Source organism: Paenibacillus sp. FSL F4-0236, from assembly GCF_038000135.1.
Taxonomy (GTDB): Bacteria; Bacillota; Bacilli; order Paenibacillales; family Paenibacillaceae; genus Paenibacillus_AQ.
The window spans coordinates 4604989-4630061 of the sequence record NZ_JBBOBK010000001.1; the positions used below are offsets into that span (position 1 = coordinate 4604989).

Genomic DNA, 25073 nt, shown 5'->3' on the forward strand with positions numbered 1-25073 from the left:
GTTATTCACCTCTTAACTCCGTATATTCATAGCCTTCCACAGCTCAGATACAACCAAATTCCCAGCAGTCTTTTTCTTGTAAAGTTCTGTTGCAAAGGGATCACTATACGTCTCAAAGCTGTTCTCAACCCCTTCATATAAAGAAGCCAACAGCTCCTCTGTATACCTCACACCTTCAAGCATAACTTCAGCTCTACTTAGTCGCTGCGGCCGCCCAGAGCCCCCACCTGCGGCGATACGCACCTCACGGAAACGGTGTTCCTCATCGATTGATGCTGAGATTGCTACCGTTACAAGTGAAGGGGTGAACGCTTCCCGGCGGCCAACCTTACGAAAAATTTCTAGCCTATCCGTTAACGGACTCTCTAAGCAAGTAGGTGAGATGCGAATCTCAGCCACAAGATCTGCCGCAGGTTTTATCCCGCTCCAGTGATTGTTTAGCCACTCTATCAAAGGTAGTGCCGTCATAAATTTGCCGTCAAAGGAGATTAACTCCGCGTCATAGACCAGTAACGCAGGTAGAATATCTCCGAAGCCAGAAGCGATATTGCCCCCGAGCGTGGCAAGATTACGCACCGACGGAGCCGCTATGCAACGTGCAGCCTCTTGCAGCGCAGGAGCCACGGCCTGCAAATGCTCATTACTGCGGCACTGGGAGAGTGGAACAAGAGCGCCCAGAGATAAGTGAAATTCCGTTAAGGTAATGTCGCCGAGATTTGTGATTTGCCGAAGATCAATCAGCTGTTTGGGCATATGATCCGTTCCATTTTCCCACCCTGTTCTCAGCAATGTTCCTCCTGCGACATATCGGGAACTGTCTCCAAACGCCGTTTTTCTCTCCCAAGCTTCGTGCAGGCTGTGGGGTTGAATTACTTCAGGTAGCCTTCCATCCTCTTCCCGTATAACTCCCATACACTCCGCCTCCCTTTTTGAGTACCAGATTGCCGCTTCCCTTCTCGTATAGCCTGCCTTAAAACCTTTGTTCCCGAATATAAGGAACTCCGAGCGCCTCCGGTGTACCGGATGGTTTGTTGCGATTGCGGTACCCCAGGTACATCAGGACCAGAATGGTCACAAGGTACGGAATCATTTTGAGAAAATAGGGCGGAACTGCACTGCCCAGCAATTGAATGCGGAAGCCAAGTGAATCCAATGCCCCAAAAAAGTAAGCGCAGAACAAGGCGCGCAGCGGATTCCATCTGGCAAAAATCACTAGCCCTACCGCAATCCAGCCTCGACCGGCTGTCAGCCCTTCATTCCAGGTTGGCGCATAGGCCAATACCATATCCGCTCCGGCCAGGCCGATGAGAGCAGCACCGGTGATCACATAGCTGTAGCGGATAAGCTGCACACGGATCCCCATCACATCTGCGGTAGCCGGACTGTCTCCGACTGCCCGCAAATGCAGGCCCCATGAAGTGCGGTGAATTAGCAGATGCAAAGCAAGCACTAGCAGCAGGCTGAACCAGGTTAGGTAATCCATGTTGCCGAATATTTTTCCGATGAACGGTACATTTTCCAGCCAAGCCAGATGCAGCTTAGGGGAGGTTCCCGGCAAAGGAATGCCGCTGATCGGTTTACCAAGATAAGCGCTCAACCCACTGCCGAACAAGGTCATCGCAAGACCGGACATCGTTTGATTCGCCCGTAAGGTCACACAGAGAAAAGAATGCAGCAAACCAAGCACAGCCGTTACAGCTACGGTAGCCAGCAGAGCCAGCAACAGGTTTCCGGAGCGAATATACACGATACAAGTGGTGACCGCTCCCATCAGCATCAGACCTTCAGCCCCAAGCTGTATAATGCCGGCTCGTTCATTTAGAATGCCTCCCAGCGTAGCCAGCAGCAGCGGGGTCCCTGCGGAAATAGCGGCAATAAGTAGCTGTGTTGTAAAATCCATCGCCTATCTCCCCCCTTTCAGCTGAACCCGGCTACGACGAATGCGGAAACGATAGATCATATCGCCAGCAATCAAGAAAAACAGGATGGAACCCTGCAGCATTTCTGATATCGATGAGGGCAGCCCGATGGTTTGAACACTATATCCGCCAACAATTAAGCCACCGAATAAAATAGAAGTAACGATTAGACCGAGTGGATTCAATTTGGCCAACCAAGCCACAATAATGGCGGTGTATCCATAACCCGGTGAAATGCCCTGCATCAGCTTGTGTGTAACACCGGAGACCTCCGCCATGCCAGCGATCCCGGCGAGCCCCCCACTGATCAGCATGACGATAATAATATGGCGCTTGATAGGAATCCCCGCGTATCTGGCTGCAACAGGATTGGCCCCAATCAGACGGAGCTCGTAACCCCACTTGGTAAAACGAATCATTAAGTAATAAATCACAACGGCGATAAGTCCAAATAACAATCCAATATGCAATCTTGTACTTCCGAGAACAGGCAGCGACTGAGCCGCAGTAAACATATGTGATCCCGGGAAATTAAAACCTTTAGGATCTTTCCAAGGTCCGAATACCACGTAATCGAGCGCCAATAGGGCAACATAATTCAGCATTAATGAAGTGATTAGCTCATTCACTCCAAAATGCGTCCGCGGAATAGCAGTCAATAGTCCCCAAAGCGCACCCGCGGCAATCCCGAACAGCAGCATTAAGCTCAGGGACCAGAATGAAGGTAAGTCAGGAAAATAAATCGTGACCGCTGTGGCCGCCATAGCCCCAACGGTTAACTGGCCTTCTGCTCCAATATTCCATACCGAAATGCGGTAAGCCACAGCAATCCCAAGCCCACATAGGAGTAGCGGGATCGCTTTAACCATCGTTTCCGTGAGCCCATACGCAGTGCCAAATGCGCCACGAAACATTTTTTCATAGACCAGCACCGGATTCATGCCATTCGCCGCAATAAATAGGGCACACAACAATAACGCTAAAATTATAGATACAATAGGTGTCCACCAAGGAGAACGGATGCGGCTGGCATCGTATTCGAAACGTAGAGAGAATCGTTTTCCGGAGTGAGAGGGGAGGGGTTCCAGGAAAGCTGCTGCGGTATTTCTTCCATTCTCCAGGCTCATACGGCGCTCTCCTCTCTATTATGAATACCAGCCATTAGTAGTCCGATGCTCTCTCGATTCGCTTCCTCATGTGTACTCTCACCAATAATTGAGCCGTTATAGATCACTAGAATCCGGTCGGACAACTGAAGCAATTCATCTAAATCCTCCGAAATTAACAACACGCCACTACCTGAACCACGCAGCTCCATAAGAAGGTCGTGAACACCAGCCGTGGCACCTACATCCAGCCCTTGTGTCGGATGAACGGCTACCATCAGCTTAGGCCGATGACTGATTTCACGTGCAAAGAGCAGCTTCTGCTGATTACCACCTGACAACTGTTGTACTGGCGTCTCCAGCTCAGGTGTTTTGACGTTAAAGCGCTGGACCAGCTCCTGTGACCACAAACGGTTCTTCGCGGACTTCAAGAAACCAAATTTGGAGTGCTCCTCTGAGCGGTAAGACTTAAACAACAGATTATCCACCGATCCGAGGCGTCCAGCTAAACCGCTCTTCATCCGGTTCTCCGGCACGTGGGAGATTCCTGAATCAATTGCCTCTCTAACCGAAGCCGATTTCACCGTCTTTCCATCAAACGTGATTTCACCACTTTTCCAGCCTCTAAGACCTGTTAACACTTCAGCCAGTTCCTTTTGCCCGTTGCCAGCTACCCCAGCTACGCCTACAATCTCCCCTTTACATACGTTCAGAGAGAAGTGATCCAGTGCTTTTCGCCCGTGATCGGCATATACGTCCACATCTTTCACTTCTAATAAAGAATCCCCTTCAGTGGCTTCCCGTTCTTGACGGGTGATGGTTACTTCCTTGCCCACCATCAGACGAGCCAGCTCCAGTTCATCTGTATCTGCCGTGGTCAGTGTGGCGATCATTTTCCCTTTGCGCATGACGGAAATCCGATCGGAGGACGCCATAACCTCTTTCATTTTATGAGTAGTCATAATGACCGTTTTTCCTGCCTGCTTCATGACCCGCAGCGTTTCAAATAGCTGTTCCACCTCTCCCGGGGTCAATACAGAGGTTGGTTCATCCAGAATAATAATGTCAGCCCCGCGATACAGCGTCTTAACGATTTCAACACGCTGCTGCTCACCCACGGACAACTGCCAGATCGGGCGATCCACCGGGAAATTCAGTCCAAACCGTTCCGCTAATGCCTCTATCTCCTCGCGTTTGTTCTTCATCCACTTACGGCCGCGCCAGAAAGACGACTTTTCGCCAAGCACGATATTTTCTGCTGCTGTGAGGCTTTGCACCAGCCTAAAGTTCTGAAACACCATACCTACACCCAGCTGCGCAGCATCTTTAGGAGAACGGATCTGAGCACCTTTCCCATGAATGAAGATTTCTCCTTCATCTGCTCTGTACACCCCTGACAGCATGCTCATCACCGTGCTCTTCCCGGCCCCATTCTCCCCAAGCAACGCATGAATCTCACCCGCATTTGCCGAAAAGTCGACTTGATCACTGGCGGTTACCGAGCCGAATTTCTTCACAATCCCCCGCATTTCAACTGAAGTTCCCCGCATGGCCTGAACCCCTCCTTCCTTCAAGTTGTAGTACGGGTGGGGAAGTTTCCGCTTAACGGAACCCGCCCCACCCATAGATTGTGCACATCTTATTCCCTATTTTTAAACATTATTGCGGGATAGTTCCTTCCACACCTTTTACGAGCCAGTTCATGCCCAACACTTCCTCCAAGGTCAGCTTCTGACCCTCCTGAACCTTTACATTCCCTTGATTATCTGAGATCGGACCTGTGAAAACCTCAAGCTCACCACTGATAATTTTGGCTTTGGCGTCTTCGACAAGCTTTTTCACATCATCTGGGATCTTGTTCCCGAAAGGAGCCAGCTCCACCATACCGTCAGCCATATCACCAGAATATTGCTCGCTCTTCCAGGTTCCATCTTTAACTGCCTGCACAGCTTTTACGTAATACGGCCCCCAATTCCATACCGGGTTCGTCAAATAATTGTCCGGAGCGTATTTGCTCATATCCGAGTCATTTCCCCCGGCAAAAGCCCCTCGTTCAGCAGCAGCCTGCAGTGTTGCAGGTGAATCCTGATAGGCCAAAAGCACATCTGCACCCTTATCCAGCAAGCTGATTGCCGCTTGACGTTCGGTCGTCGGGTCATACCATGTATTCGTCCATACGACGTTCACCTTTACATCAGGATTGACACTTTGTGCTCCAAGGGTATAAGCATTCAAGTTATAAATCACTTCACTGATCGGAAAAGCGCCGACATAACCCAGCTGATTGTTTTTGGTCATTTTCCCTGCTGCAATCCCGCTCAAATAGCTGGCTTGATAATTCTTCCCGAAGTAGGTCCCCATGTTCTCTGCGGTTTTGTAACCCGAAGCATGCAGGAACTTCACGTTGGGAAATTTGCCCGCTACATTTAATGTAAAATCCATATATCCGAAGCTCGTTGTAAACACGATGTCGTGTGATTGCGCAAGCTCTGTGATGATTCTTTCGGCGTCAGCACTTTCAGGGACATTTTCTACAAAGTCAGCTTTAATCCCCAGCTCCTTCTCCATATACAGCCGTCCTTGGTCATGTTGGTACGTGTAGCCGCCATCTCCTGGAGGTCCGATATAAACAAAAGCAACCGTCGGTTTCTTTGCAGCCGGTTCTGTTGTTGCAGTTGCCTCTGTTGCCGCTGTAGTTGTCACTGGTGCCTCCGTTGCATTTGTAGAAGTATTATTATTGCTGCCACACCCCACCAAAGCCACCGTCATTAGAACCATTAATGCAAGACAAGATGTTATGAACTGACCCCTTTTTTTCATAATTCTCCTCCTCCAAATCATCTCTCATCATGGCTGCAACCATTAATGTACTTCTACTATACTTAGAGGTGGCCTTGGCGTAAATTTATATAACATACGTTTGTATATGAATATAAGAATCAGAACTTTTTTTGTGTGTAATGCACTAATTGGTTTTTGAAAGGTGAGTTTCGTGTCATATTATATGACCAGAAGTGGAAAAGGAACACTATTTCAGATTACTTTTTAGACTACTTTTTACTTCACTTTCCATTTCTCAGAATCCATTGCTCCTGAATCTCACCAAAATCTTCTTTTGTATCTGCGTCCATGAAATAATGGGCAGACTCAGATTCCAGAACAATCCCCTTATAATCAGGTGAACGCAATATCCCCGCCGCTCCTCGATCTCCATCTAATCCCTGTAGTGCTGGAAACAACGTCTTCGAGAACAAAGCCGGGGGCATAGCCGACCCATTGCTGACGCTAGCGACATAATCCATCTCCGGAGATTGTTCAAACGTTTGTATTAGACGGTTCACTAATGCTGTAGTAATAAATGGCTGATCCGCAAGCGCCACAACTACTGCATCGGGCTGTAAAGGTAATACCGCATTAAGGCCGCAGCGCAGGGAAAAAGACAATCCTAGATGTGCGGTTAAGCAAGTTTCGGTACGTCTAGATCCTTGCGGTTCAATCGCGGGTGGCAGCCATTCCAAGTTGTCATCCGCACGCACCACTACGATAAGCGGTTCAAGATTGCAGCGATCCAATTCGCTAAGCGCGACGCTCCCGAGCGAGACCTCCTGCGATAATTTCAGTGAAACCTTGGACACGCCCATCCGCCTGCTCTGCCCCGCTGCCAAATATATTCCTGCTACCTTCAATACTATCCACTCCTTTGGGCAGTTCTCGTGAGCCTACCCTTCTAATTTGAATAATTTCCGCTATAATACTGACCGCAATCTCCTCCGGACCTTCTCCACCAATGGGCAACCCAACAGGCGCATGCAAAGATGCAGGGGCCTCAAGCCCTTCCAGTAAAAGAGCTATCCGCGCCTTCGAACCAATAATCCCTATATATAGAGGAGCAAGCGGAATCACACTCTCCAGGAACTGTCTATCCCGCCCAAGTTGATGACTGCAAATCAATACATAATCCTCTCGAGCTACGCCCAATCGCTGAACAACCTCCATGGGGGAACAAATTACTTGTTCAGCTCGAGGAAACTTATTGTGCAAGCTTCCTTCGCGCCAATCCGCAACCGCAACCCGAAAGCCAACTCTGTCAGCAAGTTCCGCAATTGGAACCACATCACGTCCCCCGCCAAAAATCACAAGCCGCGGTCTTGGCACGAAAGACGTATGGAATGCTGTCAATTCTGCTGGAGCGGCCATAAAGCGACCTGCCGCTAGGTTTTCTTTTGCCGAGTGGGATAATTTCGGATGTTTCTTGCTCTGCGGCAGTTCATTGTCTGGATCCAGCTCCAGCTTATAGGCAAAATCGTTCTCCACTGCTTCGCGGAACAGAATTAGCTTCTCTCCCCTAGCCAATCTGTCACTCGCCTGCACTAAAAGCTTGTAGAGCTGACCCTGCACGGGTTCAAGCACTACTTTGATTTTGCCTCCACAGCCGACAACCTCACCCCAGGACAGATCATCCGGAGACAGCATGTTGTATTCCACAATTTCGGGCAGCCCTCGTTCCCAGATCTCAGAAGTTCGCAGCTGCAGATCGTTTTCCAGACAACCTGGACTCAGGCTCCCAATCGTACCTCCTTCAAAAAACAACATCACCGCTCCGGCTTTACGATACGAGTGTCCCTCCACCTCTATTAGCGTTGCCAGCACCGCAGGCGCCTGATGGGTTTGAATATGCATTGCGATCTCATGTGTATTCACGAGGTTCCCCTCCTCCGTGTTTGCATTTCAATCCAGACCTTAGTCCCGCCCAAGCATTCTCCGAAACATGAACACTAACTTCAGCCTCATTAGATCATTTATTTTTTTAAAATCGACATCCAAGAGCTCACTAAGCTTCTCGATCCGGTAGGTAGCCGTGTTCCGATGAATAAACAACTTTTTGGCTGTCTCATTGACATGCCCATCGTTCTCTAGATAAACCTCCAGCGTCCGCAGCATTTCTCGTACATACTCCGGCTCACGACTAAGCAGTCCTCTAAGCGTTCCGTTGCAATATTTCTCCATGACCTCTGTCGGGATTTGCCCAAGAAGCAAGGAAAGCTCAAGCTGCCGATAATGCACAACATTCCCATGCACTCCCTCAAACTGAAGCATCCCCATACATTCCTTCACCTCCGCAAAAGCCTCCTTCAGCCCATCCGGCTTCAATTTACAACTACTTATCGCAGCTCGTGGATAATACCCCTTGTCAAACTTCAGGTTGTCAAAACAAGCCTGGATTACATCCCGAAATTGCTCAGGACTCTGAAGAGCTGCCGGATAGATGGACAATAATCCTTGGTCTACAATCACATGAATGGCCTTTAAATCCCGCAGTACGGGGTGTTCAGTGTATTCTTCTTTTAATCTAAGCAGCTCACTTTGGCGTTCTTCAACAGTCGCAACAATATCAGTTAATACTAGTTGAAATGGCAACTGAAACAGTTCAATTTCCAATTCGAGCGTAGCCTGTGCTAAATCGGCGTAAGATAAGTTACCATTTAGACAACGTCTCAACAATCCACTGAACTCCCTATGTTCTGCCTGTTCAAAATAATCCTCGTATCCTGAGTGAATATGATATGAAATAAGTTCAGCACCCTGAACGAACAAGCTCTCTTCCACCGGGAGCAATAAAGGGTCGATGGAACAATACAATAAATATCCCGAGCACTTTTCTCCTTGTATTAGTGGTGTGCGATAACCTGCACGATCCTCTACACGAAAACGTTGATTCCGTTTCTGCCAGGGCCATCCCTCCAGCAACTGTGAGGTCTGGTATTCAGAATTGTTATAGATTACATCCCCGCGTGCGCTAACCACTACAAGTGAATGGCCAATCACATCAGACACCGAGTCAAACAATGGACGGCTGCGGACAGATCGCAGGGCAAATTGCATCAGCTTTTTCTGCTTCTCCATTATACTCTGCAGAACGTGAGTGCTCCGGCTAAGCTCAGCGCGAAACAGGCCATTCATCTGATCCGAAAAAGTGAACTGGAACGGCAACTGGATTAAGGGGAAGTTAAGGCTCTCAGCTTCTGCGATCAGCTGCTCCGGTACTTCATCCCAAAATCGTCCCAGCTTAACACCCAAGGCCGATGAGCCCCTTCGATTCAGCGTCTGCAGCAAAGCAGAGGCATCCTCCAGATTGTCCTTGATTAAATAGGCTGTCGTTAGCAGCATCTCGCCTTCTTTGATCCAATCCGAAATATCAGGTGCGTCCATCACATTGATCGATTTCACAATTCGATGTTTCCCCTTGGACCCCGCGATAAGCTTCGCCTCGGACAAAGGATAAATGGACAACGCTTCTTCAACCGTAAGATGCATGCCATCCCTCCTTTTTAGGATCAATTGAACCATTTTTGATTCATAATGTTATTTTATGTAACATTATAATTAAAATGAACCTCTTTGGATAGAGCCAAAATAAAATTTAACGATTATTATGTTAGTTAATATAACACTAAATGAACATAACTGATGAACCATTAATCTTTAGTTCACATCACTTGTGTGAGTAGTATAATTAGATCGGACAATATTAGGATGGATTTGGAGGGGATCTTTTGAGTAAAAAGCAAGTGTTTACGGGTTCACCCTGGGAGTCGGTGGTTGGATATTCTCGTGCCATTCGAATCGGCAACCGTATCGAAGTCGCAGGAACAACAGCCATGCAAGACGGGGAAATAGTCGGTATAGGAGATCCATACGCGCAGACGAAATTCATTCTACATACCATCGAAAAAGCGCTAAACCAGCTAGATGCTGATTTGTCGCATGTAATTAGAACAAGAATGTTCGTGACAGACATCTCACGCTGGGAAGAAGTCGGCAAAGCACACGGCGAATTTTTCAAAGATATTCAGCCTGTAGCAACCATGGTAGAGGTAAAAGCACTTATTGATCCACTATTGTTAGTAGAAATAGAAGTCGAAGCATTCGTAGAATAGAGCTCGGACGGGGCATGGCACCTTCTTCACGGAAGGTGCTTTGTTTGCGTGTTCAGATGAAACGCGAGCGTGTCGTGGCTGACCTTTGTGGTGTGGGGCATTTATCCCCCTTCTTCCGGTAATATCGCCAGAATTCTTGGATTCTGGGGGATTTATACCCCTCTTCCCTAAAATATGGCCGGAATTACTGGATTCTAGGGTATTTATACCCCTCTTTCCGGCTATATCGCCGGAATTACTGGATTCCGGGGCATTTTCGCCCTTCTTCCCCGCAATATGAGCCAATTTCACGCATTCTACGGGATTTATACCGTTATTTTCAGCTATACGGGCTAATTTCGCGAATTCTACGGGATTTATACCGTTATTTTCAGCTATATGAGCCAATTTCGCGCATTCTACGGGATTTATACCGTTATTTTCAGCTATATGAGCCAATTTCGCACATTCTACGGGATTTATACCGTTATTTTCAGCTATACGGGCCAATTTCTCGAATTCTACGGGATTTATACCGCTCTTCTTCTTCACGTGGAGGTGTTTACTGAAACACTGGTCTTAAGCCAACTTTTGAGCGCTGAATTTATCTTTTACTCTAACACACCATTATTGAACCTACTTCATCACATTGAGATCATTTTTTTAAAACCAATTTCACCTATCATCTCAAAACCCATCAAGTCCCGTCATCTCAAGACCTCCGCCAAACCTCCTTCACCCATGAGAGTAACCGAAGATCCTGACCATGTCCGGCGATAACCGACAATCCCAGCGGCAGTCCATTTGTAGAGAGCATAGGTAACGTTACTTGAGGCAGGCCTGCCAGTCCAGCTATACAGCTCAACATCATCGCCCCACTACGATTCTCCTCCAATTGACGTAAATCCCCACCACGCAGCGGTGCAGGACCAGGTACTGTCGGAATCACAAGACAATTATCTTCTCCCAGCAGCTTGCGCAACTGGGTAGAAATCTCCTTTCGCTTATTCTGAGCGATACTGTGGTCCTTGCCCGCTAAGCTGGCAGCCCAAGAGAACCGGGCCGCAATATCAGGCCCAAAAACTGGTTTCACCTTCTCAATCCAGGCGCTATGGGTTGTCCAGATCTCATTGCCTTGTAGCTCTCGAAAGACATCCATCCAGACTTTTAAACCTTCTCGAGCTATTTCAGTTTTGAGGAAATGATCAGCACCAGTCCGCAAACGATTCAATCCGTCCACTAGAATACTTACATCCTTTTGGGCAACCAAATCCCAACAGTCCGTAGCGACAAATAAAGTCCCCATTTTCTTTTGTGAATCATCCTCTTTATCCTTTCTAGAATTATATTCCACATGATTTTCTTTGCTCTTCGGTATCTGATCCTCTATGTTTTTTTGTATATTATTCTCCAATTCTTCCTCTTCATTTTTTCCCCCACCGTTCTCTATATTCAATTCTAAATTTCCATCTATGCTCATCGTTACTTTTTCATCCATGCGCCCATTTCCAAGTAAAACCTCCCCCACTTTCTGGAGCACATCCATACGATCAGCCATCCAGCCTACTGTATCAAATTGCGGTGATAACGGGATCACACCTTCCATATTCACAGCACCATGCGTCGGGCGAAAGCCATATACTCCGCAATAGGCGGAAGGGACTCGAATAGAACCACCTGTATCTGTTCCGAGCGCAAAATCAACACTACCTGAAGCTACCGCTACTGCCGATCCACTAGAAGAACCACCTGGGATACAGCCTGCAGCACGTGGATTTATGGGCGTTCCATAATGATGGTTCTCACCGCCCAGACTGTACATTAACTCATCCGTATGAGTCGCTCCTCGAAGCGTCGCTCCCGACTGGAGCAGCTGGCGTACTACTGCTGCATGTTCTGTAGAGGGATTGTGGCTCCGCAGCCAATCTGGATTACCTGCAGAAGAGCTGTGCCCTGCGATCGCATACACATCTTTTACAGCAAAGGTCATTCCGTCCAATATCCCATTCCCTAAACGTCCGACTGTTAGCTCAGAATCTATGAACGCGCCATACCGATTATCCAGAATCATTTCTCCTTCCTCCTCCCCTCACCATTCCTTCTCTGATCATAATCAACCCGTCATCCGTCATTTCTATTAAGAACCTATCGCTCCGTTAAACTAGGATTTTCCCATTTGCCTTTCCGAGAATCCTCTCACGATATCCTTCCTACCAAATAACGGAAGGAGCAAATTGGGGGATTTGGAGAGAGCATCTCACCCTACCAACCTATCGCAGCGCCATCGCAGCGCGGGTCTGTCCCCCCACTACGATATCCATTGTCATCTATGGATATCGCGTGAGCATGACCCACGCTCCCGTCATATGGTTCCACTTTCCGGACAATATGACCAGCTCCCGCCAGATCTGCCAGCACCTCATCCGCTACCCGTCCCTCTACCTTCAGCTCCTGCGTAGGTTCCCCCCACGTTCTCCCCCATACAAAACGTGGTTCACTTACAGCAGTTTGCGGATTCATCCCATAATGCAGCATCCTTGTAAGTAGCAACGTTTGAGTTTGCGGCTGACCTTCACCACCTTGCGTACCATATAGAATCACAGGTTTGCCCTCGCGGCAGGCCATGGCTGGCATCAGTGTGTGGAAGCTGCGCTTATGCGGTTCAAGCGTATTGATATGGCTCGGATCAAGCGAGAAAAACGAACCCCGATTCTGAAGCAGAATTCCTGTATTCCCAGCAACCACACCTGAGCCAAACTCAAAATACAGACTCTGAATAAAGGAAACCGCATTTCCCTCCTTATCCACCACCGCAGCATATGCAGTATCACTACCAATAGGCTGACTTGTCAGCTGTGCCGCTTTTTGCATCGAGATCGTAGAGGCTAGTTGCCCTGCATAGTTCTTATCCAGCAACTGCACCAAAGGAATAGCACTAAAATCCGGATCTGTAAGCACTCTATCCCGATCACGAAAACTCAGCTTCAGCGCTTCAACAAGCAGGTGGTAATAATCATAAGAGCCATGCTCGATTTCTCCGAAATTAAAATGCTCCAATATATTAAGACTCATCAGCCCCGTAAACCCTTGAGAATTTGGCGGCACTTGATACACCGTATGCCCATGATATTCCGCATGAATCGGCTCGACCCAATCCCCCTGATGATCCGCAAAATCATCCCGTGTGAGATAGCCCCCAGCTGCCAGCATATAATCACAAATATCTTCAGCAATATTCCCCTTATAAAAAGCGTCCCGTCCACCCGCAGCCAACGTCCTCAGGGTTGCCGCCAGCTGTGTCTGCTGAAATCTCGATCCAGCAGACACAGCCACTCCACCCGGCATATAAATCGCGGATGCCTCCGCCGACAACGTTGCTCCAGCAAACAGCGTATTATTCCGCTGGTCTGGCGACAGCGGAAACCCACTCTGAGCATAGCCGATGGCTGGCTCCAGCACCTCTGCCAGCGTTAAGCGGCCATACTTGCTGAGCATGGCATCCCAGCTATCCACCATCCCCGGCACGGTGATGGCACTGCGGATCCCCCGCCTCGGAATAGCTCCCTCTCCGGCGTAGCAACTTCTGCGAACTCCGTAACCCGACCGTCCACTTCCGTTATACGCCCGGACACGCGCCTCTTCTGTGCTATAAGTCAACCAGAACGAGTCCCCACCAAGCCCCGTCATATGCGGGTAGACTACAGCGAGCGTCGCACTAACCGCCACCGCCGCATCAAAGGCATTACCCCCTTTTCCCAAAATGCGCGCACCCGCAGCCGAAGCTAAATAATGAGGGCTGACGACCATTGTTTTTGTGCCTATTACAGGTTTCTCCGCCATGTTCCCCATCTCCCTATTAACTTCTCACTTAATTAATGTCATTTAACATTACATAAAAATCCCTTGTCAATCGGTTACGCCAAACCTCAAAATAACCATCCTCTTTTTGTGATTCATGCACAAAGATTAGCTAATTTCTAGTCAACCTCGTAGCTTCACACATATGATTTGTATAGAATGGGCTCTAAAAACAAGGGGAGGTCTCACGTGATATCCATCCATAAAGACTATGTACAATTAGCTATCGCCATGTTCAGAACTGGGATTGTCGGCTATGGCGGAGGGCCTTCCGTGATTCCATTAATTCGGCATGATGCGGTAACTCGCTACACTTGGCTAAGCGATGATGAATTCGGGGAGACATTGGCGATTGCCAACGCGCTACCGGGACCTATTGCTACCAAAATGGCGGCTTATCTTGGATATAAACTTCGAGGAGTTAGGGGGGCGATACTGTCAGTTCTGGCACATATTTTACCTAGCTGCCTGGCTATGATCATACTGTTATCGGCTGTAAATTATTTAAGTAGCTCAAAAGTAGTAGCTGGAATGATCGCGGGGGTATCTCCTGTCATTGCTGTCATGTTAGGAATAATGGCATATGAGTTTGCGCAAAAAACCTATAAAGGGCTAGGAAAATATCTCAGCGCTGTCTTCATCCTTCTCGCCTTACTTCTGCTACAAATAATTCACATACATCCAGCTCTCGTAATCGTACTTTTTCTAGGTTACGGAGCCGTTCATTACCGGATCATCGCGAAGCAACAACAAGGAGGATCAAATTGATGGACTGGTTAGAGCTCATATACGGATTTTTCATGGCGAATTTGCTTGGATACGGCGGTGGTCCTTCCTCTATTCCATTGATGTATCAAGAAATCGTTCCCCATTACGGCTGGCTGACCGATGAACAATTCTCTAACATGCTTGCACTTGGCAATGCACTGCCTGGCCCGATTGCTACCAAAGTCGCAGCTTACGTCGGCTATGATGTCTACGGCTGGTTAGGACTCATCGTAGCTTTGTTAGCAACCGTCTTGCCCTCCGCAGTAGCGCTTATTATCCTGTTAGAGGTCATGCAAAAATACAAGCAATCCCCCGTAGTGAAAGGGATGACATTGCTTGTTCAACCGGTTATTGCAGTTATGATGGCTGCGCTCACTTGGACAATGGTCAAAGGTCCTACGAACTCTATCGGAATCTGGCAAACACTGTTCATTGCCGCAATCGCATTCTGGGCCATCAAGCGGCTTAAGCTGCATCCTGCCTTAGTCATCATAGCCGCTTTTGCCTATGGTGGTCTGGTACTCCGCTACACGGTCTAACTAAACTATTTTAAAATATATTGTGACAATACCGCCTGTACCTCATAAATATTCACGGATTTATTAAAGGTCTTCTTGAGCGGCATAGTGCTGCTAGAAATATAAATACATAACTCCGCATCCAGATCAAAGTGCCCTGCCGTCTCCACGGAATAATGCGAGATGCTTTTGTATGGGATGGAATGATAGTCCGTCTTTTTCCCCGTCAGTCCCTGTTTATCCACCAGAATCAATCGTTTGTCTGTAAAAATAAACATATCTCTAATCAGCTTGTAGGCTCGTTCAATTTTCTCTTGAGGGGCAAGGATTTGTGCATATTCCCGTTGTACCTCCGCTAGATTTACTTGTGATGCATTACCCATCAATCCGTCAAAAATCGCCATATAACTTCCCCTTTTCATCTGTTATTTTTAGTGGCTTGTCTCCTCCCACATAGAACCATATTATTCCACATTTCATATTCTATGCAGTGTAAAACTTCGCTCTTCCATCTTTTTACTTGCTAAATTTCCGATTATTGTTTACACTGTCATTAAATTTGTTAAGAAAGGGGTGTGGAAGGAATGGATCACAATTGGACCAACAGTGTTATGAGTCGGCTACCTAAAGCGATAGCTGGCATTGCTCATGTAAATGGCGATAACGGGAGAAGTCTGTCCATTTCCATGAATTTAATAACACTACACAATTGTGAAATGCCTTTCCTGCCATCACCCGGACGGATCAGTTAACCGGAGAATGATAAGGCCGTGGGGAAATTTCCCTACGGTCTTTTTTTATGGTTTTTTACAGAATTCCAGTTTCGATTAAGGGTTCTGGCGGTGCAAAGGGCATTCTTAAAGGAGAATATATATGATTATTCAATGCCAAAATGTTCAAAAATACCACGGTGCACAGCTCGTACTAAATAGCATCACCTTCGATATCCGCCAAGGAGAAAAAATCGGTCTAATCGGCCGCAATGGCTGCGGTAAAACTACACTTTTCCACTTACTGAATGGCGAAGAGCACCCCGATCAAGGGCAAATCTCAATTCGCAAAGGTAGTGTAGTAGGAATGCTGGCTCAAATTCAAGAGGTTAACGAAAAAGAAACTGTATATGAAGTTCTACAGCGTAGCTTTGCTGAACCTTTGCAATGGCAACAACGCCTGCGAGAGCTGGAGCTTGAAATGTCCGCCTTCAATACCGGAACGGATGAAACGCTATGGAATCGGCTGCTGAAAGAATATGGTAGCCTTCAGGATAAATTCGAGACCGCAGGAGGCTACGAAATTGAATCCACCATTCAGCGAGTTGCCATTGGTCTAGGAATCGGAACTGGGCAATATAACCGACTCTTCTCCTCTCTTTCTGGCGGCGAGAAAACTAAAGTCGGACTCGCAGAGCTGCTACTGCGTAGACCTGATGTACTTCTACTCGATGAGCCAACCAATCATCTAGACATGAACGCCATCGAGTGGTTAGAGCAGTACTTACAGAGCTATGACGGTACAGTGTTAGCCATTTCCCATGATCGTTACTTCCTCGACGCTGTAGTCAAAAAAGTGATCGAGATTGAGGATGGCGAGGCTTTTACCTTCCATACCAACTACAGCGGCTATCAAATAGAGAAGGAAACACGTCTACTTCAACAATTTGCTGATTATCAAGAACAACAGAAAAAGATAAAGCAAATGCAGGAGAGTATCAAACGCCTCATCGAATTTGGGAATCGGGGAACTCCCCCAAACCCTGCCTTTTACCGGCGAGCAGCTTCCATGCAAAAAGCACTGGATCGTATGGTAAAGGTTAAACGTCCTATTCTTGAGCGCAAATCGATGGATTTGCAGCTACAACAAAATGATCGCTCCGGGAATCAAGTCGTCATACTGGAGGATATCGGTAAGGCATATGGAGAGCGAAGCCTGTTTACAGACGCAAACGAAGTTCTTCGCTACGGAGAGACTACGGCACTTATCGGTGGTAACGGGGCAGGGAAAAGTACACTTTTAAGAATTATATTAGGTCAGGAGACGCCAGACACCGGAAGCTGCACGCTTGGTTCAAGAACCGTTGTTGGCTATCTCGCGCAAGAGGCTGTCCCTGACAATAACAAACAATCCGTAATCCGCTACTTCCGTGAAGAGGCCGGACTAGAAGAAGGTGAAGCGCGCGGGCAGCTCGCACGTTTCCTATTCTACGGTGCCGATGTATTCAAAGACATCACGAATCTATCCGGAGGGGAATGGACCCGCCTGCGTTTCGCTGTGTTGATGCATCGTAAACCAAACCTGTTAATTCTGGATGAACCAACGAACCATCTAGACATTGACTCCCGGGAAGCGCTAGAGGAAGCATTAGAAGAATTCCCAGGTACAGTGCTGGCCGTTTCACATGATCGCTATTTCATTAATCGTCTGTTCCATAAGCTCTGGTCCATTGAAAGTGGACGATTTGGAGTTTTCAACGGCAACTATGAGTATTACAAGGAGAAGCAAGCTGAACAGGCGTTAGCAGCACCAGTCTCTATTCCTGATCAGCCTAAACCTTTCTCTTCAGATGGAACCACTGCACGCTCCGGTAAGCCTCAATCTAACCGTTCCGTGAATGTTAATGTCACCACGGCTAACTCGTCCAGTTCCCGCAAGAAGAGTATCCACTTTGATTGGGAAAAGGCTATTGCCGAAGTTGAGGATCAGCTTGGGGAAATCGATGCCAAAATGCTAGATCCACTGATCAGTAGCAATGCGGCAGAGCTCGCCGAGCTACAGAAAGAACGCGATGCAGTGCAAGAGCAACTAGATGAGCTCTATGCGGGCTGGATGGAAACTGCGGGACACTAACGATTATTACATGAGGAGATACGGATATGAGCAACGAAACGAAGATTAAGCTTTTTTGGGAAGAATACACCCAGCTTCATCCACAAGCAGCGGATAACTACGAGGCTTGGGCCTTTGGCGACAGTCCTCAAATGGCCGATGAACTGCTAGATCTGGTGATCCGCAGGATTAAGACAGGAACCGCTTCGAACTATGAAATTTATGCAGTATGTGACGAGACCTTACCAGAAATTGGGCGACATAGTATCCTGCTGGACGGCCGTGGTAATCCACAAGCAGTGATCGTTACGACAGATGTGCAAATTACACCTTTTGATGAGGTAGGCGCTGACTTTGCCTATAGCGAAGGCGAGGATGACAGAACGTTAGAGTCGTGGCGCCATGAGCATGAGAAGTTCTTCAGCAGAGAGTCCTTAGCGTTCTTGAAGAAGCCTTTTGATCCAAAGATGAAGGTAGTTTGCGAGAACTTTAGACTGGTATATTCGAAATCTTGAGAAACACAGGAAACTAAAAAGGCGGCCTCTTCAGTTACGAAGAGACCGCCTTTGATGTATACTATACAACTAATAGAGTTAGATAATTATTAAAATACGGCTCAGCGCCAAAACCCCAGAATCCAGCCAATCACAGAGATCCATAACGGAATGCTGATTAAGATACCCCAAACCAGCCCAGTGGCAATATTGCCCTCTGCAGGGCGCACCACATTTTCCTGTTTCAATGGAATGCTCAACTCTTCTTGTTCCATGCGATCCCCTCCTAAAATTCTTATCGTCACAGTAGAGGAAAAAATGTAGACCGCTCGACCTAAAAGCTTAGAATACCAACTTTGTAAGTGCTTACATAATAGTTATTACCCATCATTTACATCATTAAAAACATCACTTTACGGAAGTCATACATAATATGCAAATTCTTAGTCCAATATTACTACTTTTTCTGGATTTCGTAAATATTCAAACATCGTTTCAATCTGCTCACTTGTATTCCTCTCTAATGAGAGCTCAGGCAGTTCATCTTCAGCAAAAAAGGATACTTCACTCGTCTCCACCCCTTGCAGCGCCTCGCCGCCTACAATTCTGCACAAAATAAAAAACTTATACACGTGATACGGCTCCGGAGGATGGTTATGAAATTTCTTATCTAAAACAGCCAGCAAGCGAATTGCTTCTGTCTCAAATCCTGATTCTTCTTGAATTTCCTTAACAACGACTTCACTCGGTGACAGACCGATATCTCCCCAGCCCCCGGGAAGCGCCCACTTTCCATCCAATTTCTCGCGGACAAGCAGGATTCTGTCATCCCGAAAAACAACACCACGGATATCCACTTTCGGCGTAGAATAGCCACCCTCACTAGCAAAGGAGAGTCTTATTCTCTCCTTGCTTTCGAACGTATAATTAGCGAGGATATCTACACTTAGCTCCCGCAAAGCTTGATACCGTTCTATATCATAGACATCTTTAGCGTAAGTTAGTCCAGTCTGTGCGATGGCCTGTATTTCTTTAGCCCAGGTTAACCATTTCTGCTCCATTGTTGCACCCCTTTAAATAACTTGATTAGGATTACTGGCAAAGCATTAAATGACGGGAGAACAAACCTTTTTTAGCTTCACAGCGGTCTATAATCGTAAATCCAGCCTCCGTGATCATCTCATCCATCGGTTCAATCGCAACGATAACTACCCGATCTGCAATCCGGCGCGCATTCACTAGAATCGCAAACTGTTCCTCAGGTGTAATACTAGAATATAGATTATAAGGCATATCTACAATAGCTACATCGTAATGTTCTGTGATGTCAGCAATATCTCCAAGCGTAACCTCACTTGTGAATCCAAAATGAGCAATATTCGTTCTGGCACCGATCGCGATTTGAGGGTTAATGTCACGTCCAACCATATTGATTCCCATCGAGAGGGCTTCTACCATTACTGTTCCGATGCCGCAGCAAGGATCGATAGCTCGTACACCTTCCGGATTCGGAACGGCTATATTGACCGCAGCTCGGGCTACACGTGTGCTAAGCGCGATAGAGTAGCTACGCGGCTTTTTCATTTGACGGAACCAGGTGGCCTTGTTCTTATGATAAGCTCCAAAGTACCAGCGACCGCCCAGCGTAACAATGCCGTATACCAGCTCTGGATGGTTTACATCCGCTTCCCCTTCAATCCGCAGCCCAATTTCCCGCTCGATCACTCTTCGCTCATCATATTCTATTTTGTCCGCAGGGGGCAGATCATTGGTCTTCACAAAAATAACCTTAAATGTCTTACCGCCAAGCTCCACCTGCTCCGTTTGATCATAAATCTCAGGCAAGCTGTCTCCCTCGTACATAACATCAATTCGTTCTTTTATGAAGGGACTGCGGCTGACATCCACCTCTACCTCACTCTTAAAGATTGAAGAAGGTACTTCCTCTCCAAAAAGACAACGAAGCTCCATCTGACATAGTGATAACTCGTCCTCTGAACAGGTGTAAGTATATAAAAATGTGTTTTTTTCACTTTTCTTTTGCAAAATAATCCATCCTCTATCCCAGTAAATTGTACACCTAGCTTGCTACTCCAACATTTCGTGCTGACGATCATACCCTATACGCGCTTTGGCGATTTCAGCGTTGTTTCTATTGACCCATTCCACTAGGGAAGTTAAAGGATCCAGCAAGGACTCTCCTAAACTTGTCAGACCATATTCAACAGTCAAAGGTACCGTAGGCGTAACTTTACGCCAAACTATACCATCTCGTTCTAAATGACGCAGGGTTTGGGTCAGCATCCGTTGTGATATACCACCAGAACGCCGCTGAAGTTCTTTAAACCGCAATGCTTCTGCACCCAAATTAACAATGATGAGCACACTCCATTTGTCCCCAACCCTGTCGAGAATCTGGCGGGTGATGGAGCAATCCTCTAGCGTCGGCATTAGCCGAATGGGTTCGTCCATTGAATGATCCAAAGTGGTTACCTCCATAGGAACTCAAGCATGTAATAGTGCTTTCTTGTCCCTTAAGTTTAATCAGCTTATCATGGTTACTGTTAGTAATCAACAACCGGAAAGGAACTATTAATTGCGAAAAAAAGCTCCGGTCACGAGGATCAGATAAGACGTCTTTCTAATCGCTTTTGATCCATAGTGAGTTCTCCAGTATAATAATTCCTATAGAATGCTAAACAAGACGGTCACGCATGGCGATTAAGCTCATAGCCGGTTTTGCGCAGCAAAACTTAAGGAGGTACATACACACTATGTCATATGAAACGTATTTTTCAACACACCGGGATGAACATCTCGAGGAACTAAAACAATGGCTCAAGATTCCAAGTATTTCTGCCTTGTCTGAGCATAAGGATGATGTACTAGCTGCAGCCCATTGGCTGACAGACACACTAAAGAAAGCCGGACTTGAGAACATTGAACTTCATCCGACAGCGGGACATCCCGTCATATATGCTGACTATCTTCATGCTCCGGGTAAACCAACCATTCTTGTATACGGCCACTACGATGTGCAGCCAGTAGATCCGCTAAACCTGTGGACTACACCTCCGTTTGAACCAGAGATCCGTGACGGCAAGCTGTATGCACGTGGAGCAACGGATGACAAAGGACAAGTATTCATTCACCTCAAAGCGATTGAAGCAATCCTGAAACAAGAAGGTACTCTTCCTGTTAACATCAAGCTCTGTATCGAAGGCGAAGAAGAAATCGGCAGCGCAAATCTCCCTCCATTCCTGGAAGCTAACAAAGAAAAGCTGGCTGCGGATGCGGTGCTAGTCTCCGATACTTCCCTGCTGGAACGTGGTCGCCCTGCAATTTGCACAGGACTACGTGGCCTAGGATCACTTGAAGTGAGCGTAACTACAGCTCTTACAGACCTGCACTCCGGCTCTTACGGTGGTGGTGTTCCGAATGCACTGCACGCTCTCGTGTCCCTGCTCAGCTCCCTTCATGACGACAAAGGTCGTGTTTCTGTAGAAGGCTTCTATGATGGTGTACCTGAACTTTCTCCAATGCTACGTGAGGAATTCGTGAAGCAAGGCGTGAATGAAGATAAGATTCGCGAAGGACTTGGACTCGATGCGTTATACGGCGAAGAAGGTTATTCTTTTGTAGAACGTATTGGTGCTCGCCCTACACTTGAACTTAACGGTGTGTATGGCGGCTTCCAAGGCGAAGGAAGCAAGACAGTTATTCCAAAAGAAGCACATGCCAAGATTACTTGCCGTCTCGTTGGCGATCAGGATCCACAGCATGTTCTTGATGCCGTTGAAGCGCATCTGAAGGCTAATATTCAAACCGGAGCGAAAGTGCATGTGACGCAAATGGAGAAGGCGCGTGCCTTTAACATCGATCCATCGAACCCTATACTGCAAACTGCCGCAGACGCTTACGGCAAAGTATACGGTACCCGTGCCCTCTTCACCAAAGACGGTGGCTCCATTCCGATCATGGAAAGCTTCTCCCGTGTACTTGAAGCACCCGTGGTCCTGATGGGCTTTGGCCTTGATGATGAGAACCTGCATGCACCGGATGAGCATTTCAACCTGGAGAACTTTGATAAGGGACTGCTCACCATTGTTGAGTTCTTGAAGACTGTTTAAGAGAATCAGGTAGTATAACAAAGCCAGACTCCTCTTCATTGAGGAGCCTGGCTTTGTGATATCTAAGAATAGTTCATGACAAAACCATCAACCAAAACATAAAAAAATCCTTGCATCGCAAGGATTTGAAAGTTTAAATTATGGAGCGGGTGATGGGAATCGAACCCACGCTATCAGCTTGGAAGGCTGAAGTTCTACCATTGAACTACACCCGCATTGGAAAGTGAGTACAAGAGATATTGTATCACCCCCATAAATAAAAATCAACATTTTTTTATGCGAGATATAAGACATAGAGTATGGTGTGAAACTTATACTTTCTTATATTTTACAAGGAAGCGCCAAGGGGAGCCTTTTTCAAAAATGAGGTCTCAAATTCAGCTGCTTGAATAGGTTTACTGAACAAAAACCCTTGAGCTTCATGGCAATGCTGCTCACGCAAAAACTGCAGCTGCTCCTTGTTCTCCACCCCTTCTGCGGTAACCTTGAGCTTCAAATGATGCGCCATAGAAGTAATCGTGGAGACTATTGCTGCATTATTACTGTCCTCCATAACCTCGGAGACAAACGATCTGTCAATCTTTAGCCTGTCGATCGGCATATCCTTCAAATAGTGCAATGAGCTATAACCTGTACCAAAATCATCGATGCTAATGAACACACCTAGCTCTTTCAAGCGCTTCAGCTGATCAAAAGCCGTTTCTTTATCCAAGGTCATACTCTCTGTAATTTCAAGATCTACATAACATGGATCCAAACCAATATCGGTCAGAATGGAATGAATTTTACCAGCCAGGTTCGGCTGAAGGAATTGACGCATAGATAAGTTGATAGAGACGCATATCGGCTGGTAGCCTGCTTGCTGCCACTGTTTATTTTGCAGGCACGCCGTCTTCAGTACCCATTCCCCAATTGGAACAATTAGCCCGCTATCCTCAGCTAATGGAATAAACTCATTAGGTGAGACAATACCACGCTTAGGATGATTCCAGCGCAATAAAGCTTCCATACCTACAATCTCTTCTGTCTCCAGCTGCACCTTTGGCTGATATAAGAGATAGAATTCATCACGCTCAAGCGCTCTTCGAAGGTCATTTTCCAGCTTCAGGCGTTCCTTTGCCTTCATCTGCATGGCTGGGATATAACGACGAATCTCCACACCCTGTTCCTTCGCATTATGAACAGCAGTATCCGCATTTTGAATGAGATGTTCAGCAGTTTCCCCGTCACCGGGATAAATACTCATCCCCAAGCTGAGTGAGATATGGTACTCGCCAGATTCTATGTTAACGGGGGCTTCAAATAATCTGAGCAACTCTGTAGCTCGTGCCAAGCATTCTCCAAGACTTGCTCTTTCTGTCATTAGAAAAGCAAACTCATCCGCTCCCATACTATACAGCTCTTCACTGGATCTAGCCTCATTACTGAGACGCTCAGATACCAATTTCAATAAAAGGTCTCCGGCATAATGACCCAGAGAGTCATTTATATTCTTAAAATGATTAATATTCATAATGGCCAAAGCTGAGAATTGATCATTTGTGTCCGTCTCTCCAGCATCAATCATTTCTTCTACACGCTGTGTCAGCCGACGTCTATTAGGAAGTCCTGTTAAATCATCATGATACGCCAAATAATTGATCCGTTCTTCGGCCAGCTGTTTCTCGTAAAATGGCTCTTCAATTGTCAGGCGATACACGCCGGTAAGCAACTGGTAATAAGCAATTCCGCTACATAACATCCCAAAGAGATCATCAATATTTCCGCCACTTATGGGAGTCATAAAAAAAGCCTGGCCTAGCGAGAAAAAGATAAGTGCCCGAATAATAACAAGCAGCGAGGCTGACTTTTCATTATTCCCAGGAAATACGATGGCAGCAACACCTGCTAAATAAACAAAAAGTACTGCCAGATCAACGAATTGTTTAAGTGTACTCATCCAAGGCTTAGTAAATAACTCAGGCACTGCTGAGTGGATAAATACAAATAATGCGATGAAGAGCACGATCAACATGAAGGCGATTCTGAATACATTTCTTTTTTCGGTAACGGTCACTGGTTTATCTTCTCTACTAAAAATAAACAATATACCCAGCCCGCTGGATAGTCGTGAAAAGGTAAGCAGCCACCTTGATTCCTCAGGGGTTATAAACGATGAAATCAATGGAAATGCTACAAAGCCGAGTGTATGCAAGAAGTCAATAATACATATTCCACCAAAAAGAGCTGCGACATATAATCTTCCTTTAGATAATCTGCTAGAGAAGAACAACCAGCCCTGTGCAAATATCGCAAATCCAAAAGCAACAGTACAACAGCCGACAATGAGATAGAGTGCAGAAATAATTTCCCAATTGTCCAATCGGTTTAACGATGTATGGAAAATTTGAATGAATAGGAACAGTAAGGCTCCTATAATAGCCGCTTGAATTGTCTTTTTCTCTTCTTGTCTCATAGATCCCTCGCGTCTGAAAATGATGTCGATTATTAAGCAACTATGTATAGTCTTGTCCTATGTATAAATATCGGCTAGATCGGTC

At 46.7% G+C, this 25073-nt stretch carries 24 protein-coding genes and 1 tRNA gene; 7 read left to right on the top strand and 18 right to left on the bottom strand.

Translation table 11 applies throughout. The features are described 5' to 3' along the window. Positions 1 to 12: 12 nt before the first annotated feature. The 8 genes from NSQ29_RS20620 to NSQ29_RS20655 all read right to left on the bottom strand — a co-directional run bounded on the left by NSQ29_RS20620 (position 13) and on the right by NSQ29_RS20655 (position 9340). Positions 13 to 912, bottom strand: coding sequence for an FAD binding domain-containing protein (locus tag NSQ29_RS20620; RefSeq protein WP_341125960.1), 900 nt, complete (start codon positions 910 to 912; stop codon positions 13 to 15). 58 nt (positions 913 to 970) lie between these two features. After that, positions 971 to 1900 carry an ABC transporter permease gene (locus NSQ29_RS20625; protein WP_042185778.1) on the bottom strand — a complete coding sequence of 310 codons (930 nt, stop codon included), beginning with the start codon at positions 1898 to 1900 and terminating at the stop codon, positions 971 to 973. A 3-nt stretch (positions 1901 to 1903) separates the two neighbouring features. After that, on the bottom strand, positions 1904 to 3046 hold the full coding sequence (locus NSQ29_RS20630) for an ABC transporter permease (protein WP_341125961.1): 1143 nt from the start codon (positions 3044 to 3046) through the stop codon (positions 1904 to 1906). Then, positions 3043 to 4575 (bottom strand): ABC transporter ATP-binding protein, encoded by a 1533-nt coding sequence (locus NSQ29_RS20635; protein ID WP_341125962.1) that lies wholly within the window; start codon positions 4573 to 4575, stop codon positions 3043 to 3045. Before NSQ29_RS20635 ends, NSQ29_RS20630 begins: the two co-directional genes overlap by 4 nt. Before the next feature lie 109 nt (positions 4576 to 4684). Beyond that, a complete protein-coding gene (locus NSQ29_RS20640; RefSeq protein ID WP_341125963.1) occupies positions 4685 to 5845 on the bottom strand; it encodes a BMP family ABC transporter substrate-binding protein in 1161 nt (386 codons plus the stop codon). A gap of 242 nt (positions 5846 to 6087) precedes the next feature. Continuing rightward, the gene (locus NSQ29_RS20645) at positions 6088 to 6660 is read right to left on the bottom strand and encodes an NTP transferase domain-containing protein (protein ID WP_175617362.1); all 573 of its coding nucleotides are present in this window, start codon (positions 6658 to 6660) and stop codon (positions 6088 to 6090) included. After that, the gene (locus NSQ29_RS20650) at positions 6602 to 7726 is read right to left on the bottom strand and encodes an XdhC family protein (protein WP_341125964.1); all 1125 of its coding nucleotides are present in this window, start codon (positions 7724 to 7726) and stop codon (positions 6602 to 6604) included. Before NSQ29_RS20650 ends, NSQ29_RS20645 begins: the two co-directional genes overlap by 59 nt. 39 nt (positions 7727 to 7765) lie before the next feature. Then, positions 7766 to 9340 (bottom strand): PucR family transcriptional regulator, encoded by a 1575-nt coding sequence (locus NSQ29_RS20655; protein WP_341125965.1) that lies wholly within the window; start codon positions 9338 to 9340, stop codon positions 7766 to 7768. 239 nt (positions 9341 to 9579) lie between these two features. Between NSQ29_RS20655 and NSQ29_RS20660 the strand changes: the two genes are divergently transcribed. Beyond that, positions 9580 to 9963, top strand: a complete 384-nt coding sequence (locus NSQ29_RS20660) for a RidA family protein (RefSeq protein WP_339269485.1) — start codon at positions 9580 to 9582, stop codon at positions 9961 to 9963. Here NSQ29_RS20660 and NSQ29_RS20665 read toward each other — a convergent pair. From NSQ29_RS20665 to ggt, 3 genes are all read right to left on the bottom strand, one after another. Then, positions 9928 to 10494, bottom strand: coding sequence for a hypothetical protein (locus NSQ29_RS20665; RefSeq protein WP_341125966.1), 567 nt, complete (start codon positions 10492 to 10494; stop codon positions 9928 to 9930). The genes NSQ29_RS20660 and NSQ29_RS20665 overlap by 36 nt on opposite strands. Before the next feature lie 160 nt (positions 10495 to 10654). After that, positions 10655 to 12013 carry an amidase family protein gene (locus NSQ29_RS20670; RefSeq protein ID WP_445739170.1) on the bottom strand — a complete coding sequence of 453 codons (1359 nt, stop codon included), beginning with the start codon at positions 12011 to 12013 and terminating at the stop codon, positions 10655 to 10657. A 191-nt stretch (positions 12014 to 12204) separates the two neighbouring features. Continuing rightward, positions 12205 to 13782 (bottom strand): gamma-glutamyltransferase, encoded by a 1578-nt coding sequence (ggt, locus tag NSQ29_RS20675; RefSeq protein ID WP_341125967.1) that lies wholly within the window; start codon positions 13780 to 13782, stop codon positions 12205 to 12207. 207 nt (positions 13783 to 13989) lie between these two features. On the opposite strand from ggt, the gene NSQ29_RS20680 reads away from it, so the two are divergent. Together NSQ29_RS20680 and NSQ29_RS20685 are read left to right on the top strand one after the other, a co-directional pair. Continuing rightward, positions 13990 to 14568, top strand: a complete 579-nt coding sequence (locus NSQ29_RS20680) for a chromate transporter (protein ID WP_445667156.1) — start codon at positions 13990 to 13992, stop codon at positions 14566 to 14568. Further along, positions 14568 to 15107 (top strand): chromate transporter, encoded by a 540-nt coding sequence (locus NSQ29_RS20685; RefSeq protein ID WP_341125968.1) that lies wholly within the window; start codon positions 14568 to 14570, stop codon positions 15105 to 15107. Before NSQ29_RS20680 ends, NSQ29_RS20685 begins: the two co-directional genes overlap by 1 nt. Positions 15108 to 15112: 5 nt before the next feature. Here NSQ29_RS20685 and NSQ29_RS20690 read toward each other — a convergent pair whose 3' ends face one another. Further along, positions 15113 to 15490 carry a PH domain-containing protein gene (locus NSQ29_RS20690; RefSeq protein WP_341125969.1) on the bottom strand — a complete coding sequence of 126 codons (378 nt, stop codon included), beginning with the start codon at positions 15488 to 15490 and terminating at the stop codon, positions 15113 to 15115. Positions 15491 to 15670: 180 nt separating this feature from the next. Between NSQ29_RS20690 and NSQ29_RS20695 the strand changes: the two genes are divergently transcribed. From NSQ29_RS20695 to NSQ29_RS20705, 3 genes are all read left to right on the top strand, one after another. Beyond that, the gene (locus tag NSQ29_RS20695) at positions 15671 to 15838 is read left to right on the top strand and encodes a hypothetical protein (protein ID WP_156114741.1); all 168 of its coding nucleotides are present in this window, start codon (positions 15671 to 15673) and stop codon (positions 15836 to 15838) included. Positions 15839 to 15959: 121 nt separating this feature from the next. After that, on the top strand, positions 15960 to 17930 hold the full coding sequence (locus NSQ29_RS20700; RefSeq protein WP_341125970.1) for an ABC-F family ATP-binding cassette domain-containing protein: 1971 nt from the start codon (positions 15960 to 15962) through the stop codon (positions 17928 to 17930). Between the two features lie 26 nt (positions 17931 to 17956). After that, the gene (locus NSQ29_RS20705; protein ID WP_042125149.1) at positions 17957 to 18424 is read left to right on the top strand and encodes an ASCH domain-containing protein; all 468 of its coding nucleotides are present in this window, start codon (positions 17957 to 17959) and stop codon (positions 18422 to 18424) included. A gap of 101 nt (positions 18425 to 18525) precedes the next feature. Here the strand turns inward: NSQ29_RS20705 and NSQ29_RS20710 are convergent, their stop codons facing one another. The 4 genes from NSQ29_RS20710 to NSQ29_RS20725 form a co-directional block, all read right to left on the bottom strand. Continuing rightward, on the bottom strand, positions 18526 to 18678 hold the full coding sequence (locus tag NSQ29_RS20710) for a hypothetical protein (protein WP_156113065.1): 153 nt from the start codon (positions 18676 to 18678) through the stop codon (positions 18526 to 18528). A 168-nt stretch (positions 18679 to 18846) separates the two neighbouring features. After that, on the bottom strand, positions 18847 to 19464 hold the full coding sequence (locus tag NSQ29_RS20715; protein WP_339801403.1) for an NUDIX hydrolase: 618 nt from the start codon (positions 19462 to 19464) through the stop codon (positions 18847 to 18849). A 31-nt stretch (positions 19465 to 19495) separates the two neighbouring features. After that, positions 19496 to 20449: a TRM11 family SAM-dependent methyltransferase gene (locus tag NSQ29_RS20720; RefSeq protein WP_339801400.1), complete on the bottom strand. Its 954-nt coding sequence runs from the start codon at positions 20447 to 20449 to the stop codon at positions 19496 to 19498. 42 nt (positions 20450 to 20491) lie between these two features. After that, positions 20492 to 20887, bottom strand: coding sequence for a winged helix-turn-helix transcriptional regulator (locus tag NSQ29_RS20725; protein ID WP_341125971.1), 396 nt, complete (start codon positions 20885 to 20887; stop codon positions 20492 to 20494). Positions 20888 to 21177: 290 nt separating this feature from the next. Between NSQ29_RS20725 and NSQ29_RS20730 the strand changes: the two genes are divergently transcribed. Continuing rightward, complete coding sequence (locus tag NSQ29_RS20730) at positions 21178 to 22533, top strand: dipeptidase (RefSeq protein WP_339269469.1); 1356 nt, start codon at positions 21178 to 21180, stop codon at positions 22531 to 22533. Positions 22534 to 22674: 141 nt separating this feature from the next. On the opposite strand, the gene NSQ29_RS20735 is transcribed toward NSQ29_RS20730, so the two are convergent. After that, a tRNA-Gly gene (locus NSQ29_RS20735) sits at positions 22675 to 22748 on the bottom strand. 113 nt (positions 22749 to 22861) lie between these two features. Beyond that, the gene (locus NSQ29_RS20740) at positions 22862 to 24988 is read right to left on the bottom strand and encodes a putative bifunctional diguanylate cyclase/phosphodiesterase (protein ID WP_341125972.1); all 2127 of its coding nucleotides are present in this window, start codon (positions 24986 to 24988) and stop codon (positions 22862 to 22864) included. Between the last annotated feature and the right edge of the window lie 85 nt (positions 24989 to 25073).